This is a genomic window from Halomonas llamarensis (genome assembly GCF_023555005.1).
GTDB lineage: Bacteria > Pseudomonadota > Gammaproteobacteria > Pseudomonadales > Halomonadaceae > Vreelandella > Vreelandella llamarensis.
Map to the genome: position 1 here is coordinate 84,162 of NZ_JAMJPJ010000010.1, position 17,416 is coordinate 101,577.

Here is a 17,416-nt window from a genome sequence, read left to right on the forward strand (position 1 = left end):
CCCGTTATTCAAGATAGGTATAGCCGCTTAGGCCGTTGCTTAAGCTTTGAGCAAAGTGGGCCTGTTCGTGCTCGGTGAAATCGCTGGCCGCGAGCTGGTCCATTAGCTTCTTTTTCAGTACCTCGGCGTCGAAATTGACGTAGGCCAGCACATCGGCCACGCGGTCACCCGCCAACGGGTTCGAAAGCACCCACTCGCCGTTTTCATCGAGCGCGGCATCGACCGAATCGGTATCGCCGAACAGGTTGTGCAAATCGCCCAGGATTTCCTGATAGGCACCCACTAGGAAAAACCCTAGCCAGCGCTCGTCGTCGTTGACCCACTCGGGCAGCGGTAAGGTGCTCTCCACCCCTTGGCCATCTACATAGTGATCGATACGTCCGTCAGAGTCGCAGGTGATGTCTTGAATCACCGCCCGGCGCGTGGGCGCTTGATCAAGCCCCGCCAGCGGCAACACCGGGAAAATCTGCTCGATGCCCCAGATATCGGGCACCGATTGAAATAGCGAAAAATTCACAAAGAGCTTGTCGGCGAGTTTTTCCGCCAACTCATCTTGAATATCCCGATGGGCGCGATTGCGGCTATCCAGTTGCGCTCTTAACCGCACACAGGCGGCGGTGTAAACCCGTTCACCTTCAGCCCGGGCGGTGACGCTAGTTAACCCCATGACAAAGCGGTCTTGCAGCTCACCAAGGGCTTGAAGCAGGTCGTGCCACGCTTCAACCAACACCCGCGGCTCCTGTGAGGCATCGAGCCGTTCAAATACCTGCCACAACGCCTCAACGTGCGGGTCGCTTTGGCTTTGCCGCTCAGGCAGTGTGGCGTCGATGCGCTCTTCGTCGATTACATTAGTGATCAGCACCGCGTGGTGGGCGGTCAGCGCACGACCGGACTCGCTGATTAGGTGCGGTTGCACCAAGCCGTGTTCCCGGCAAAGCTGGGCGAAGGCATTAACCACGTTGCGGGCGTACTCGGCCATGGAATAATTAGCCGAGCAGAAGCTGCGCGAGCGCGTACCTTCGTAATCGACCCCCAAGCCGCCGCCGACATCGACGGTATCCACCGGCGCACCAAGCGCCACCAGGCTTTGATAAAACCGTGCGCACTCGCGCAGGCCGCGCTGAATGTCGTGGATATTGGCGATCTGCGAGCCCAAGTGAAAGTGCACCAGTTGCAGGCTACCCAGGGCTTCGTGTTCGCTCAGGGTGTCGACCACCTGCAACATTTGGTTTGCCGTGAGGCCGAACTTGGATTTCTCACCGCCGGTATTTTGCCATTTGCCTTTGCCCACTGAGGCGAGCCGTGCCCGTAGGCCAATACGTGGGCGCACATCCAGCGCTCGGGCTTCTGCCAAAATCATCTCAAGCTCGGAGAGTTTTTCCACCACTAGGTACACGCGGTGGCCGAGCTTCTCGCCAAGCAGTGCCAAGCGCACGTATTCGCGGTCTTTATAGCCGTTGCACACGATCAGCGATGAGCCGCTATCGGAAAGCGCCAACACCGCGAGCAGCTCGGGTTTGCTGCCAGCTTCCAGCCCTACGCGGCCGTGGCCGCGCTCAGTGGTGGCGAGAATCTCCTCCACCACGCGGCGCTGCTGATTGACCTTGATCGGGTACACGGCGGTGTAGCCAGCGGTGTAATCCGCTTCCTGCATCGCTTGATCAAAGGCGCCGCACAGCTGCTCGACGCGGTCGTGTAAGATATCGCTAAAGCGCACCAGTACGGGTAGGCGCAGTCCGGCGTTACGCAGTTGATGCACCAGCCCCGTCAGCGGCAGTGCCGGGCCTTCTGCGTCGCTGCCGCGGGGGCGCACTAGCGTTTGGCCGTGGTCGTCAACGTCGAAGTAGCCGCTGCCCCACTGGTCGATATTCCACGTGCGCCGCGCGCGTAGGGCTGGGCTGCCGGCGGATGCCATATAGCTCATCGGTTGACCTCGGGAATCGGCAGCGCGCCATGATTGATGCGCGCGTGCAAAATGGTGCGAAAACGCTCGGGGTCGTGGGGTGTTAGGTCGTGCGCTGGCGGGTCGACATACACCACCAACAGGCGCGAGAGCCAGTAGCGCAGCGCGGTCATGCGCAGCATTACCGGCCAAAGTTCACGCTCATCCTGTGTTAGCGGGCGGCGCGCTTGATAGGCATAAAGCAGCGCGTTGTAACGCTCGGGGTTTAAGCGGCCGTCGGCGTCCGAGGCCCAGTCGTTAACCACGATTGCCAGATCAAACAGCAAATCGCCGGTGCAACCGTTATAAAAATCGATGATGCCGCCGAGCCGGTCGCCGTCAAACAGGGTGTTATCGCGGAACAAATCGCCGTGGATCGCGCCCTGGGGGAGTTCGGCGTGCTGACTAAACGCGCTTTCGAAGTCGTCGACTTCGTTTTTCATCAGCGTTTGATCGCTCGGGCTTAAGTAAGTCAGCACTTTGTGGTGCTTGACCCGCAGCCAGTGCAAATCGCGCGGGTTGGGGCGGTGGCCGGGGAAGTGCTGCGACACCACGTGCATGTGCCCTAGCGCATCGCCCAGCGCGCGGCACTGGGCAAGATTAGGGGCTTCCGGGTAGCGGCCCGGCAAGCGCGGAAAGAGCAGAGCGGGCTTATCCGCCAAGCTATGCAGTGCCACGCCCTCGCGGTCGTGTACCGTGCCGGGCACTGGCAGGCGATGCTCCGCGAGGTAGTCAAGCAGGTCGACAAAGAACGGTAGCTCTTCGTGTTCCCCCTGCTCAAAGAGCGTCAATACCAGCTCGCGGCGGTCGGTCGTGACAAAAAAGGTGGAATTTTCCGTGCCGCCAGCCACGCCCCGAAGCGCAGTAAAGCGGCCAACGTCAAATGTGTCCAAAAACGCTGCGACCTGTGCGTCGCTAAGCGGAGTAAATACAGCCATGAGAATCTCGCCCAGGTTGCTAAGCCCCCTATTGTAGCGGCTTGATGCGCCACTTGGCAGCGTTGATCTGGGCAACTTTTTCTGCCAAAGCACACAGGATCGTATGTTTGCATTCGGCACAGCGCCAGCAGCGCGCTATCATATCGCCACGACTTTTTTTGTCGCCGTCGCTAACGGTGGTTTTTTTCTTGAACGGTGAATTGTGTATGGCTCGCGCTCCGATCGTGCTTGTGGATGGCTCCTCTTACTTATACCGCGCGTTTCACGCGTTGCCGCCGCTGACTACCTCCCAAGGGCAGCCGACCGGCGCCGTGAAGGGCGTGCTCAACATGCTCAAGCGGCTGATCAAGGATTACCCCGATAGCCCTATGGCGGTGGTGTTTGACGCGCCGGGTAAGACCTTTCGCGATGATATGTACGAAGCTTACAAAGCCCACCGCCCGCCGATGCCGGATGACCTGCGAAGCCAGGTCAAGCTGCTGCACGACTGTGTAACATCGCTGGGGCTACCGCTTTTGTGCATCGAAGGGGTCGAGGCGGATGATGTGATCGGCACCTTGGCGTACAAGGCCACGCAGTCCGGGCGCGATGCGGTGATCTCCACCGGCGATAAGGACATGGCACAGTTGGTCAACGCGCATATCACGCTGGTCAATACCATGAAGGATGAAACGCTGGATGAAGCCGGGGTGAAAGACAAATTCGGCTTACCGCCAGCACTGATCATCGATTATCTCGCGCTGATGGGCGATAAGGTCGACAACATTCCCGGTGTGCCGGGGGTCGGGGAGAAAACCGCCATCGGCCTGTTGCAAGGCATGGAAGGCGGGCTGGATACCATTTATGGCGATCTGGAGCGGGTCAAAACGCTCGGCTTTCGCGGGGCCAAAACGTTGCCCAAAAAGCTAGAAGAACACCGCGATCAAGCGTTTCTCTCTTATCAGCTCGCTACCATCAAAACCGACTGCGATCTGCCGGTAGGGCTCGATGACCTGGATATCGCCCACCCTGACCGCGAGCGGCTGCTTGAGCTTTACCGCACGCTTGAGTTCAAACAGTGGCTCGCCGAGCTGTTAGACGGCCAAGACGAAGGCGTTGACGATGTGGCAGGCGGCGCGCCGGTGGATGACGCGGACGACAAGGCGGATAGCCACCCCCCCAGCGCGCGTCAGGATTATGTCATCACCGAGCAGGGCGAGTTGGATGCTTGGCTTGAGCGGTTACAAAAAGCTGAACGTTATTGTTTCGACTTGGAAACCACCAGCCTGAACTATATGGACGCCGAGATCGTCGGCGTGGGGCTCGCGCTTGAGCCCGTCGAGGCGGCGTATATTCCGCTTGCGCACGATTACTTGGATGTGCCCGCGCAGCTGGATCGCGACGCGGTGCTCAGTTCGCTCAAGCCGTTACTCGAAGACAGTACCAAAACCAAAATCGGCCAGAACCTGAAGTACGATATGTCGGTGCTCGCCAATGTCGACATTACGCTTGCCGGTCCGCTCGCCGACACCATGCTTGCCTCCTACGTGCTCAACTCCACCGCCACGCGCCACGACATGGATTCGCTGGCGCTGAAGTACCTGGGTGAGACAACCATTTCCTTTGAAGACATTGCCGGTAAAGGGGCGAAACAGCTTACTTTTAACCAGATCGCGCTGGAACAAGCCGCGCCCTACGCCTGCGAAGACGTGGATATTACCCTGCGTCTTCACGAGATGCTGCGCCCACAGGTGGAGCAAGAAGGCGAGTTGGCCGCGGTGCTCGACACGCTTGAGCTGCCGCTGGTACCGGTGCTTTCGCACATAGAGCGCAATGGCGTGTCGCTGGATGCCGAGCGCCTGCATACCCAGAGCCACGAGCTTGCAAACCGTATTCGCGAGCTGGAGAGCGAGGCGTTTGCGCTCGCCGGGCGCGAGTTCAACCTCGGCTCGCCTAAGCAGCTTGGTGAGATTCTGTTCAACGAGCAGAAGATTCCGGTGATCAAGAAAACGCCCAAAGGGGCGCCATCCACCGCCGAGGCGGTGCTTGAGGAGTTGGCGCTGGATTACCCACTGCCCAAGGTCATTATGGAGCACCGTGGTTTATCCAAGCTGAAATCAACCTACACCGACAAACTGCCGCGCTTGATTAACCCGCGCACCGGCCGCGTGCATACAAGCTACCATCAGGCGGTGACCGCTACCGGGCGGCTCTCGTCCTCCGATCCTAACCTGCAAAATATTCCCATTCGCACCGAAGAGGGGCGCAAGATTCGTCAGGCGTTTACCGCGCGCCCGGGCTATCGCATCGTCGCCGCTGACTACTCGCAAATCGAGCTGCGTATCATGGCGCACCTGTCGGAAGATAAGGGGCTGTTGAACGCCTTCGCGGAAGGCAAGGACATTCACGCCGCCACCGCCGCCGAGGTGTTTGGCACCTCGCTTGAGAAGGTCTCCGGCGATCAGCGCAGAAGCGCCAAAGCCATCAACTTTGGGCTGATCTACGGCATGAGCGCCTGGGGGCTTTCGCGGCAGCTGCATATCGAGCGCAATCAGGCTCAGACGTACATTGATCGTTACTTCGACCGCTACCCTGGGGTGGCACGCTACATGGAGCGCATTCGCGCCCAAGCGGCGGAGGATGGCTATGTCGAGACAGTCTTTGGCCGTCGCCTCTACCTGCCGGAGATTCACTCGCAAAACCGCAATCGCCGCCAGGGGGCAGAGCGTACGGCGATCAACGCGCCGATGCAGGGCACTGCCGCGGATATCATCAAGCGCGCGATGATCGACGTCGATGGCTGGCTTGCCGAAAGCGGCTTCGACGCGCTTATGGTGATGCAGGTTCACGATGAGCTAGTGTTTGAAGTCGCCGAGAGTCAAGTCGAGGCGTTTATCGCCGAGGTGCGAAAGCGCATGCAGGCCGCCGCTGAGCTTAACGTTGAGCTTACCGTGGAAGCCGAAAGCGGCGCCAATTGGGACGAAGCGCACTGATACATTTTATTTGATCGTTAGCAAACAAAAGCACCCGCTGCCATGGCAGCGGGTGCTTTTTTATAGACGTCTTTACAGACGTTTTGGTCGACGTGTCGGTACGCGTGGTTTCGCGCCCCGCTTAACGCCAGCCAACGCGATCAAAGATGCGGATCGCTTCGGGATTATTTTCACCCAGCTCGCTGATGTTCAGGTTGTCTTTTTTGAAGTTGCCCCAGGATTCCAGTACCGGGTCTTTCTTCACGCCGTCAATCACCGGGAACTCATTGTTGCCGGCAGCGAAGATTTCCTGGGCGGTGTCGGAAGACAAGAATTCCAGAAAGCGTACAGCGCTCTCACGGTTGGGTGCACCTTCAACGACACCGGCGCCGCCGACGTTGACGTGAGCGCCACGGCCATCTTGGTTAGGGAAGATGATGCCCACTTTGCGTGCGGCTTCACGGTCGGCTTCGTCGTCCGACTTAAGCAGGCGCACGTAGTAGTAGTGGTTGGCAACGGCTAAATCGCACTCGCCGCTTGCGACACCGCGAATCTGGTCGGTGTCACCGCCTTCCGGGTCGCGCGCCATGTTATCGACCACGCCCTGTGCCCACTCTTCAGCACCTTCTTCGCCGTGATGGGCGATCATAGATGCCAAGAGCGACTGGTTGTAGATATTGTTAGACGAACGAATGCATACTTCGCCTTCAAATTGCGGATCGGCCAGGTCTTCGTAAGTGCTGATCTGGCTGGGATCGAAATTTTCACGATTATAATAAATGGCGCGAGCGCGCTGGCTAAAGCCAAACCAAAGCCCTTCCGGGTGGCGCATGGATTCCGGCAAGCGCTCGTCTAGTACATCAGATTCAACGCCTTGAAAGATGCCTTCTTGTTCGGCACGCCATAGGCGGCCAGCATCAACCGTCATCATGACGTCGGCAGGGCTTGCTACGCCTTCACGCTGAATCCGTTCGATAAGCTGGTCGGAATCGCCTTCGAGCACGTTGACTTCAATGCCGGTTTCTTCGGTAAAGGCGGTGTAAAGATGCTCATCAGAGTCGTAGTGGCGAGCGGAATACAAGTTGAGCTCGTCGGCTAATGCCGTGCTGGCAAAAGCGCTACTTACCAAAACGGCAGCCACCGGAGCGGCGAAGCGTGCTGTTTTCATCGTCGAACATCCTCTTGATAAATAATGATAATAAGTTGTATTACGAAGCGGTACTTTCATTTAAGCGCTTAGCACACGTTGAGTCAAGTAAATGAGAAAGAAAGCCATCTAAAACCGTCAGTAACGGCGAGAAAGGTGCATTGTCGGCCAATAAAAAATAGAATACGAATAGCTTTCAATTATCTCAATGGCGGAGTGTCATGACGGTCACGATGAATACGGCAGAAGTCGCAGCGCCAATCAATGCGCTGGCACTGCAAAACGTGTGCCATACGTTTGATGGCAACACCGTAGTAAAAGGTATCGACTTAGAGGTTGAACCCGGCGAAGTGGTTTGCTTGCTAGGACCATCCGGGTGCGGGAAAACCACGCTGCTACGCATTGCGGCCGGGTTAGAAGTGTTGCAAGAGGGCAGTGTAGCGCTTGAGGGTGACGTGATTGCGTCACCGGGGCAGCGCCACATGCCGCCGGAGAAGCGCAATGTGGGGCTGGCATTTCAAGATTCGGCACTGTTTCCCCACCTAACCGTGCTGGAAAACGTGATGTTTGGGCTGAAAAAGCTATCCGCGCCACAGCGGCGCAAACGCGCTAAAGAGCGTTTAGAGCAGCTGGGCATGGCAAGTTACACGGATACGTATCCGCATATGCTCTCAGGCGGGCAACAGCAGCGCGTGGCGCTGGCGCGAGCGCTGGCACCCGAGCCACGGCTGATGCTGCTGGACGAGCCGTTTTCTAGCCTTGACGCGCGCCTGCGCGATCAAATCCGCGACGATACCCTTCACGTGCTGAAAAAAGTGGGTGCGGCAACGCTTTTGGTGACCCACGACCCCGAAGAAGCGATGTTCATGGCCGACCGCATCGCCTTGATGCGTGACGGCAAGATTATTCAGGTAGGTACGCCACAAGAGCTTTACTGCGCCCCTAGCGACCCCTTTGTGGTGACGTTTTTTGGCGAAGTGAATGAGCTCGACGGTACGGTCAATAATGGCAAAATCACAACGCCGGTAGGTAGCGTCGAGGCGGGCTGGCTGCCGGAAGGTAGCCAAGCAAAGGTGATGATTCGCCCGGAAGCGCTACGGATTGCCGAGAGCGATGCAGACCTCAGTGTGCACGACCACAGCCATGTGATGATGGCCAAGTTGTTAGGCCGTACCAGTTTGATTCACCTGTGCGCCCACGGCAGCCAAGGCGATGAAGCCCACCTCCATGCACGTGTGCCAGGGCTTTTTCTCCCTGGCGAAGGCCAGCCCGTGGATATCCATTTAGACCTTGCTCAGGTGTTTGTCTTCCCGTCACCTAGCGCTGCTGCCGGGGCGAGCACGGCGCATCGCCACGCTTAACAAAATTACGGGGATGATCCCCACCACCACAATCGCTAGCGAGGCCGTCGAAGCCTCTGCTAAGCGCTCATCAGTGGCGAGGTTGTGCGCGCGAACGGCCAGCGTATCGAAGTTAAACGGGCGCAAAATAATCGTGGCCGGCAGCTCTTTCATGACATCGACAAACACCAAAATCCCTGCTGCCAATAAGCTGCTGCGCATTAGTGGGGTATGAATGCGCCTTAGGGTACCGCCCGCCGTTTGGCCGAGCGTACGCGCGGCAGCGTCCATGCTCGGCGTGACTTTGCCTAAGCTTGCCTCTATCGCGTTAAACGAGACCGCCAAAAACCGCACGACATACGCATAAATCAAAATAAAGGCTGAGCCACTAAAAATCAGCCCAATAATGTAGCCGTATTGGGTGTGAAGCCAGGTATTAATGACATTATCCAGCCAGGCAAACGGGATTAAAATTCCCACCGCGACCACTGAGCCGGGAATGGCGTAGCCCATTGCCGCGATGCGCGAGCTGATCCGCGCAAACGGCGTATTGTGAATACGCACGCCGTAGCTTAAAAGAATCGCCATCCCCACCGCGAGCAGTGCGGCAATGGTCGCAAGTGACAGGCTGTTGAAGGCAAAGCCGATAAAGCGTGTGCCGAAAAGCGTGTCGCCTTGCACGATCGCCATTTGCAGTAAAATCGCACTGGGGAGTAAAAAGCCGATTAGCACCGGGAGCAAACAGGCGATAAGGGCGCTGGCTGCCCGCCAGCCGTAAAGCGGGTATTCCGGCAGCTGTTGATAGCGATTAGTGCTGTGAAAGTAGCGCCGTTTGCCGCGCGAGGCGCGCTCAAAAAGTACCAGGGCGACCACAAAGGTAAGCAGGCAAGCCGCGAGCTGAGCGGCAGCGACCGGCTCGCCTAAGCCAAACCAAGTGCGATAGATCCCTGTCGTGAACGTATCGACCCCGAAATACTGCACCGCGCCAAATTCGTTGAGCGTCTCCATCAACACCAGCGAAACGCCGCCCACCAGCGCCGGACGCGATAACGGCACCGCAACCGTGGCAAACAGATGCCAAGGCCCGCGGCCCAAGGTGCGGCCGACATCCAGCACGCAAACCGACTGCTCTAGAAATGACGCGCGGGCAAGCAAGTAAACGTACGGGTAGAGCACCAGCGTAATCAGCGCCGCCGCGCCGCCCAGCGAGCGAATATTGGGAAAGTAATAATCGCCGTACTCCCAGCCGAAAACGTCGCGTAAAAGGCTCTGCAAGGGGCCGGCGACCTGTAAAAAATCGGTGTAAGCGTAGGCAATCACGTAAGTTGGCACCGCCAGTGGCAAAAGTAGCGCCCACTCAAAAATGCGTTTACCGGGAAAGCGACACATCACCACCAGCCATGCCGTGCCGGTGCCAATCACCAGCGAGCCGATACCCACCATCAGCACCAGCCAAAACGTATTGGTTAAATAGCGCGGCAGCACGGTGCTAGCAAGGTGCTGCCAAACGCCTTCGGTGGGCATAAAGATGTGAGCAAAAATGACAAGGACGGGAAGCGCCACGACTAACGCTATCAAAAAAAGCATTACTGACCACACATTGACGCGGTTAGAGAATCGCTCGGTGAGGGCAGAAAGCCCGCGGCTGTCAGAATGGGACAAAAGAACCCTCCTTAGAAAGCGACTAGTGTGTGAGAAAGCGACGAGTGTGTGAGCGTAACGTGGCGATAATGCGATGAAATGTCAGTCGCAAATAGTATCACTTGAGCGCTGGTTGTGTACAAAGCACCGGTATAAAAAAGCCTTCGCCTGCGATGGAATAACGCAGGCGAAGGCGGGAGACGCAAAACAGAAGGGTATCGGCTAGTTGAGCAGTATCGCCGGTAGGCCGGTAATGAGCGCCGGGAAAAACGCCATCAGTGCACACGCGAACAGAATGATCGCGACAAAAGGGATCACTGCCTTGTAGAGATCCACGATTTCCACTCCAGGCGGCGCTACCCCTTTGAGGTAGAACAGCGCATAGCCAAACGGCGGGGTGAGAAAGGATGTCTGTAGCACCACAGCGACCATCACCACGAACCACAGCACATCGATGCCCATTGCTTCGACGATTGGCAGCATGATCGGGAAGCTCAGCAGCACGATCCCTGTCCAATCAAGAAACATGCCCAAAATAAATACCAAAAAGAGCATCAACAGCAGGGCGCCGACGGTGCCACCGGGCATCGAGAGAACGAGATCACTGATCACGGTCATGCCGCCGCCAAGAGAGAACACGCCGGTAAACGCCGTGGCACCCACCAGGACCAGCATCACCATGGTAGTGGTTTTGCTCGCCTCAATCATCGTGTGGTAGCAGGTGGAGAGCTTACGGTCACCGAAAATCATAAACAGCAGAAAGGCGATGAAAACGCCAATGGCTGAGGCCTCGGTCGCGGTGGCAATACCGGCAAACAATACCCCTAAAACGCCAAGGATCAATGTCATCGGCGGGACGACGTACTTCGCCAACATGATCAGAAGCTGTTTGGTGCTGACTTCTGCCTGCTCTGCTGCCGGTACTTTAGGACCGTAAGAGGGCTTAACAAAGCAGATGATCAGCACATAAAGCGCGTACATCACGCCGAGCATTAAGCCCGGCACGAGCGCGCCGGCAAACAGCGCGCCGACCGAGACCGGTGAGTAGCTCGCCATCAAAATCAGCATGATGCTGGGCGGAATCAAAATGCCCAAGCAGCCGCTGGCCATGATGACGCCGGCGCTGAGCTCTTTGTTGTAGCCGTACTTCAGCATTGGCACCAGCGCAATCATGCCCATTACCGCAATCGAGGCGCCGACGATGCCCGTGGTGGCAGCCAGCAGCACCGAAACCACGACCACTGTCAGCGCTAAGCCGCCGCGCAGGTTGGCGAGTAATAAGCGCATGGCGTCGAACATTTTCTCGGTGACGCCCGAGTCGTTCAAAAACCGCGCCATTAAAATAAATAAGGGGATTGCCACGAGGACGTAGTTATCCATGGCATTGCCATAGACGTTATTAATAATAATACCTAGGGTATGGATGCCAGGGCCTAAAAACGCACCAATCACAGCCACGCCGCCAAGCACAAACGCCAGCGGATGCCCCATAAACAAGCCAATCAATAGGCCGCCAAACATTACCAGGGTGAGTAATTCTGCATTCATGCGTGGTTCTCCTCGCGCAGCTGAATAATAGCGCGCAGCACGATGGCGATGGCCTGCAGCAAGATAAACACCGCGGCCAGAACGATCACGCCCTTTACGGGGTACACCGGAATCGACACCATGCCGTAAGTGGTTTCGCCACGGCTGATGGAACGTTCGAAAAAGGCCCAGCCTTGGGTTAGCAACAACCAGATAAAGGGGACAAAAAAGATTGCGTAACCGACGATTTCCAGTGCCGCTTGTTTTTTGCGCGATAACAGACGTTTTAATACGTCGACTTCTACGTGAGCGTGATGACGAAGCCCGTAGGCGGCCATCAGCATAAAGTGGGCGCCGAACAGCATTTTCGTCACGTCAAACGCCCAGTCGCTGGGGCGCCCAAGGAAAAAACGCATTGCGATGTCATACAGCACAATCAGTGTGATAATACCGATCAAAGGCGCCACAATTCGCCCAAAGAGCTCATTGAACGCATCAATGGCTTTTGCAATCGCATACATGGGAAGTCTCCCGGTTCTTAATAAGGGCTATTGAGAATAAAGACGCGCAACGAAAAAAACCGCCCCGATGCAAGCATCGGGGCGGTTGCGGTGGCTAATTACATGCAGGCTTCGATTTCTTCGAGAGACGGCAGGTTGTCGATAGAGCGGCTCATGTTGAACGGCACGGTCACATCACGCCAGGTAGCGTAGTGCTCCATGTAGCTGATCATGGAGTGATAGACTTTGGCGTGCATCGGGTCTTCACAAGCACCGCGCAGAATAACTTCGTTGGTCGCGTCTTGGATGGTGGCAAGATCTTCCGCAGAGAGCGTGCTGATCTCAACGCCATCTTCTTGGAACTTCACCGTGGCGTCGGTTGATTCACGCTCTGACCACGACAGTGACCACGCCATAGTGGCATCGGCTGCGATTTTTAGCGTTTCTTGCGTTTCTTCGGGCAGTGCGTCCCACGCATCTTTGTTGATCATGACGCCGAAGACGCTGGCGGACTGGTGCCAGCCGGGCGTTGACCAGTAATCCGCGACTTCGGAGAAGCCGGCTTTGTAGTCGACACCAGGCGTGGAGAATTCACCCGCGTCGATCACGCCACGCTCAATCGCTTGGTACACTTCGCCACCGGCGAGCGTGACCTGGGAGCCGCCAAGCATCTCTAACACGCGGCCTTGGTCACGACCCGAGAGGCGCAGGCGCTTGCCTTCGAGGTCGGCAATGCTTTCGATCGGCGTGTTGCCCATAAAGCCGGATTCATTGTTGGTAATACCGTAGGGCAGATACACCATGTTGTAATCGCCGTACACTTCCTGGTAGAGCTCAAAACCGCCCCACTGCTGAATCCAGTTGAGGTAATCAACGCCGTTGAACAGGCTGGTGGTGGTGGCGAGCGGCGAGAAGGCGGGGCTGCGGCCGGCCCAATAGCCGGGCCAATCGCCCGAGGCTTGAATAGCGCCGGTTTCGGTGGCGTCAAATACCTCGGTACCGGGCATCAGTGTGCCGCCAGCGCGGAAGTTGATTTGCAACTCGTCGCCGGCCAGCTGGTTGACCAATTCGACCCAATGCTGGTCGATTTTGATCAAATCCAGGTTATCCGGCCAGGTGGTGGTCATGGTCCATTGTTCCTGGGCATGCGCGGTAGTGGAAAACGCAGCGAGGGCGATGCCTGCAGCAAGACCGGTAACGGCAAATTTGGTCATCTTTGTCATTTTTAACTTCCTGATGAGGTTGACGTTTAGCGTTATTGGGTAAAGTGTTGTGATTGATAATGCGATTGTCAACCGTATTTAAAAGAAAGGTTAACAACGGTGCTCGCACCGTTACCCTAATATAGCGCCTTTCTGCGCAAGTGAAAGCTTACGTTAACGTAAATTTTTCACTTGCTGCTTTAGAAACTAACCTAGCACAGACATCCGGTTGCAGCGCAATATCAGTCAAAAACGGCGGTCAACGCCAACGTGCGTTGGCAATGATTAAAAAACGGATATTTATCATTAGGTTATAAGTATATGATGATGACGTGCGTGTTAAGAACCAGAAGTAAAGCGTTGAAAAACTTATATTTTTACAACCAAAGTTGTAAGAGATGTCGGCGGTTTTAGGCGCGAGATGATGACTCACGTGAGATCAGTGTCTCAGTTACCCCGCACGCTTAGTGCCGTGCTTCTACATGCGCAGCGGTTAAAACGGCGCGGCTGGCGCCAGTGGCTATGGCTTGAAGGTGACCCGGATGACGCCCGCCGTGAGGCACAGACTCTCTGGCATGCCCACGCGTGGCAGGCGCCGCTGTGGGTGGGAGAGCATCCCCCTTGCGAGCCTGCTTTGTTGGCTTCTCAAGCCCGTACCCAGTTAGGCCAAGAGCATCAGTTGATCGTCTTTGATGCTGCAAACGGCGGGCTGGACCCGGATGCGCTTGGGGCGCTTGGCGGCACGTTGTTGGCCGGGGGATTGCTGGTGCTGATCACCCCTTGCGACTGGGGCAACGCTGCGGATTACGATTATCGCCGCATGACGGATTACCCTTACGCTTGGGAATCGCTGACCTTTCACTATTTAGCTCGCCTTGCCCGCTTATTGCGCGCTGAGGCGGGCGTCATTCGCTGGCGAGTCGGCAAGAGTCTGCAGTTGCCGCGCTTACCCCCCAGCGCCCAGCAGCAAACGCTGCCACCGGATGCGGACTGCCTCACTCATGACCAAGCTCGTGCCGTGGCAATGCTCGCTGGGCTTAAGCGTCGCCGCCCGCTGGTCATCACCGCAGACCGTGGCCGTGGGAAAAGCGCCGCGCTTGGTATCGCGTGTGCGCGACTGTTGGACAAAGGCATTGACACGATTTGGGTAACCGCGCCCCGCCCGGCCGCCGTGGCGCCGCTTTTTGCACGATTGGCGGCGCTGTGCCCGCAGGGTGAGCGGCCCTCGCCACATGAAGTGCGCTTGGCGAGCGGCCAGCGCGTGGTGTTTATCGCGCCGGATGCGCTGAGTGCCAGCGTTGAACGCGCTGAACTTGGCGGCGATGGCAGCTATTTGCTGGTGGATGAGGCTGCTGCCATTCCTGCCGTGCTGCTCGGCCGCTGGCTGCAGGCCTTTCCGCGTATCGCCTTTGCGACGACGGTACACGGCTACGAGGGCTCCGGGCGTGGTTTTGCACTGCGCTTTCGCGACCAGCTTGATCGTTATACGCCGCAGTGGTGCGAACTAACGCTCAATACCCCCGTGCGCTGGCGCGAAGGTGATCCCCTGGAGGCCACACTCAACCGTCTTCTGCTGCTTAAAGCGCCGTTGCCGCCGCGAGTCAGTGACGCCAGCGCGCCTTACCGTGTCACGCAAGCAGCGCTCGCTCAGGATGAAACCGCACTTGGTGCGCTCTTTGGGCTGCTGGTGCAGTCTCACTATCGCACCACGCCCGCCGATGTGCGCCAGTTGCTGGATGGCCCCGCCACGCAAATTCGCGTTCATGGGCCCATGCATGCCCCGCAGGGCGTGGTGGTCACCCGCAGCGAAGGCGGTTTTACGCCTGAGCTTGCCGAGCAGGTCGCCCGCGGCGAGCGGCGCCCCCAAGGGCACTTGCTGGCGCAGTCGTTGGCCGCGCATGGGGGGTGTCGCCGCGCGTTGACCGCCCGCTGGCGTCGGGTAACGCGGATCGCTGTTCATCCTGACGCGCGCCGTCAGGGCAGTGGCCAAGCACTGCTAGAAGACGAAATGGCTTCGGCTCGTGCCGGAGAGGTGGATCTTTTCGGAGCCACGTTCGGCGCGGAGGCGGGGCTTGTACGCTTCTGGCGTCAGGCCGGGTTTGTGCCGGTGCGAGTGGGGATTTCGCGCGATACGTCCACCGGCGAGTTCGCCGTTATGGTGGCCAAGGCGCTTACCTCCCATGGCGAGAGTGTGCTGGCCGAGCTGTGTCAGCGCTTTCAAGCGGCATTTTTCAATTTATTAGCGTTTGAGCTGCGCGAGCTTCCCGCGGGTGTGCTAGTCCAGCTACTGAAGGATTGGCCGCCGCTGACGCTAAGCGAGTTGCAGCGTCAAGATGCCGAAGATGTCGCCTATGCCAAGCGCGACCCACGCTTGGCTCGGGGGGCGCTGCAAACGCTCTCGGTTAACGCCGGCCAACAAGCCTTAACGCAGGAACAGCAGGCAGCACTGGCCGCGCTTACCGGCTGGGCGTTTCAAAATCGGCCGCTAGAAAAAGGTCATAAGGCCGCCGTTGCGGCGCTACGCCAGACGGTGGCGTTGCTGCTCTAGCGGTGCTAGCGCCGTGGCGGTAGAGTGGTCGAGTACATTTTCCGGAGTTGTCATGAACGAACATCTTGAAACGCTCGACCCGGCGCCGCTATGGCGCCATTTTCGTACCCTGTGTAATACGCCGCGTCCATCCGGTGAAGAAGCGGCGCTGGTAGCAACGCTGGAGGCGTGGGCCGATGCTCAGGGCCTCGCGCACGATCGCGACGCTTTCGGCAACCTGCGCATCAAAAAACCGGCGTCGCCCGGCAGTGAAAAGGCGCCTGGGGTGATTCTGCAAGGGCATTTGGATATGGTCGTGCAGGCCAATGCAGGCACGGCGCATGACTTCAGCCACGACCCTATTCGCACTTACGTCGAAGGTGGCTGGCTGCACGCCGATGGCACGACGCTCGGTGCGGACAATGGCCTCGGTGTGGCGGCGGCATTGGCCGTGTTGGAAGATAAGACACTAACCCACGGCCCGCTGGAAGCGCTATTTACCCTGGAAGAAGAAACCTCGATGGGCGGCGCGCTGAACCTGGCTGAAGGCTGGCTAGAAGGCGAGCGGCTGATCAACCTGGACTCCGAAGAGCGCGGCGAGGTGTACATCGGCTGCGCTGGCGGCAGCGACGTGGTAGTGAATGCCCAGCTGCCCACAAGCGAGGTCAAAGGCGACGAGCGAAGCTTGCGCATAGCGCTTACCGGGTTGAAGGGGGGCCACTCGGGGATGGATATCCACCAGCCGCTGGGCAATGCCAACCGCCTGTTGATCAGAGTGCTGCGCACACTTGAGCCGCTAGAAGCACGGCTTGGCGACTACGCGGGTGGCACGCTGCGTAACGCCATCCCTCGCGAGGCCTTTGCCACGCTGGTGTTGCCCGCCGATACCGTCGAGGCAGCCGTCGCGAAGGTTAATCAGCTAGAGCAGACGCTTAAACGCGAACTCGGCAGCGCCGACAACGGCCTGCAGTTGACGGCAGAGCCTGCGCATTTTGACGGCGAGGCCTTGACCCATGATGCCAGCGCTATGTGGGTCGCGACGCTACACGCCGCCCCTTGTGGGGTGGAGCGTATGAGTGCGGACGTGCCTGGCGTGGTCGATACCTCCAATAATTTGGGCGTGCTAAGCCTAAAAGCGGGGCGTTTTCATCTCTGCGCGCTGGTACGCTCGCTTCACGATAGCGCTGTTGACGCCATGGTGGATCGCTTTCAAGCGCTGTTTGGCCTGATGGGCGCGCGGGCAAAAGCCGAACACGGCTACCCCGGCTGGGTACCAAACCCCAATGGCGAACTGCTGGCGGCGTTTAAGGCGCAACATCAAGCGCTGTTGGGCCGAGACGCTGGGGTGAAAGTGATTCACGCGGGGCTGGAGTGCGGGATTATTGGCAGTAAGTACCCGCACCTGGACATGATCTCGTTTGGGCCGTCGATCCGTGGCGCTCACTCGCCGGATGAGAGGGTGGAGCTTGCGTCAGTCACGGAGTTTTGGCATGTGCTGACGGCGCTATTGGCGGCCACGGCGCTTGGCTAAATAGTGGTTAATAAAAAACGGCGCCTCTTGAGGCGCCGTTTTGCGTGTGCGCCAGGCATGGCGCGCAGCGCCTTGACCGGCGCTGTTCCTGGGGGTGGTGCCTCAGGATGACTTGGGGGTGAAAGTCCCCTGCACGCCCGGCAAGGGGAAGTGCTAGCTGACGGCAAGGG

11 protein-coding genes are annotated in these 17,416 nt (G+C 58.1%); 4 read left to right on the forward strand and 7 right to left on the reverse strand.

Features of this window, described 5'->3' with window-relative positions; genetic code table 11:
• Positions 1–4: 4 nt before the first annotated feature.
• Together speA and M8006_RS08435 are read right to left on the reverse strand one after the other, a co-directional pair.
• Positions 5–1,924 carry a biosynthetic arginine decarboxylase gene (gene speA, locus M8006_RS08430; protein ID WP_250081134.1) on the reverse strand — a complete coding sequence of 640 codons (1,920 nt, stop codon included), beginning with the start codon at positions 1,922–1,924 and terminating at the stop codon, positions 5–7.
• Entirely contained in the window at positions 1,921–2,880 is a 960-nt protein-coding gene (locus M8006_RS08435; RefSeq protein ID WP_250081135.1) for a homoserine kinase, read from the reverse strand. The genes speA and M8006_RS08435 overlap by 4 nt, the downstream gene beginning before the upstream one ends.
• A gap of 206 nt (positions 2,881–3,086) precedes the next feature.
• Between M8006_RS08435 and polA the strand changes: the two genes are divergently transcribed.
• On the forward strand, positions 3,087–5,852 hold the full coding sequence (gene polA / locus M8006_RS08440) for a DNA polymerase I (RefSeq protein WP_250081137.1): 2,766 nt from the start codon (positions 3,087–3,089) through the stop codon (positions 5,850–5,852).
• Positions 5,853–5,973: 121 nt separating this feature from the next.
• Here the strand turns inward: polA and M8006_RS08445 are convergent, their stop codons facing one another.
• Complete coding sequence (locus M8006_RS08445) at positions 5,974–6,999, reverse strand: Fe(3+) ABC transporter substrate-binding protein (RefSeq protein WP_250081140.1); 1,026 nt, start codon at positions 6,997–6,999, stop codon at positions 5,974–5,976.
• Between the two features lie 200 nt (positions 7,000–7,199).
• Here M8006_RS08445 and M8006_RS08450 point away from each other — a divergent pair, with 200 nt between their 5' ends.
• Complete coding sequence (locus M8006_RS08450; protein WP_250081141.1) at positions 7,200–8,339, forward strand: ABC transporter ATP-binding protein; 1,140 nt, start codon at positions 7,200–7,202, stop codon at positions 8,337–8,339.
• Here M8006_RS08450 and M8006_RS08455 read toward each other — a convergent pair.
• From M8006_RS08455 to dctP, 4 genes are all read right to left on the reverse strand, one after another.
• On the reverse strand, positions 8,292–9,905 hold the full coding sequence (locus M8006_RS08455) for an ABC transporter permease (protein WP_250081162.1): 1,614 nt from the start codon (positions 9,903–9,905) through the stop codon (positions 8,292–8,294). The two genes, M8006_RS08450 and M8006_RS08455, sit on opposite strands and share 48 nt — an antisense overlap.
• A 276-nt stretch (positions 9,906–10,181) precedes the next feature.
• On the reverse strand, positions 10,182–11,507 hold the full coding sequence (locus M8006_RS08460; protein WP_250081143.1) for a TRAP transporter large permease: 1,326 nt from the start codon (positions 11,505–11,507) through the stop codon (positions 10,182–10,184).
• On the reverse strand, positions 11,504–12,007 hold the full coding sequence (locus M8006_RS08465; RefSeq protein WP_250081145.1) for a TRAP transporter small permease subunit: 504 nt from the start codon (positions 12,005–12,007) through the stop codon (positions 11,504–11,506). The genes M8006_RS08460 and M8006_RS08465 overlap by 4 nt, the downstream gene beginning before the upstream one ends.
• Before the next feature lie 98 nt (positions 12,008–12,105).
• Positions 12,106–13,209: a TRAP transporter substrate-binding protein DctP gene (gene dctP, locus M8006_RS08470; RefSeq protein ID WP_250081148.1), complete on the reverse strand. Its 1,104-nt coding sequence runs from the start codon at positions 13,207–13,209 to the stop codon at positions 12,106–12,108.
• 421 nt (positions 13,210–13,630) lie between these two features.
• Between dctP and M8006_RS08475 the strand changes: the two genes are divergently transcribed.
• A complete protein-coding gene (locus M8006_RS08475; RefSeq protein WP_347709753.1) occupies positions 13,631–15,736 on the forward strand; it encodes a tRNA(Met) cytidine acetyltransferase TmcA domain-containing protein in 2,106 nt (701 codons plus the stop codon).
• A 52-nt stretch (positions 15,737–15,788) separates the two neighbouring features.
• Positions 15,789–17,246: an aminoacyl-histidine dipeptidase gene (locus M8006_RS08480; protein ID WP_250081152.1), complete on the forward strand. Its 1,458-nt coding sequence runs from the start codon at positions 15,789–15,791 to the stop codon at positions 17,244–17,246.
• Positions 17,247–17,416 lie beyond the last annotated feature (170 nt).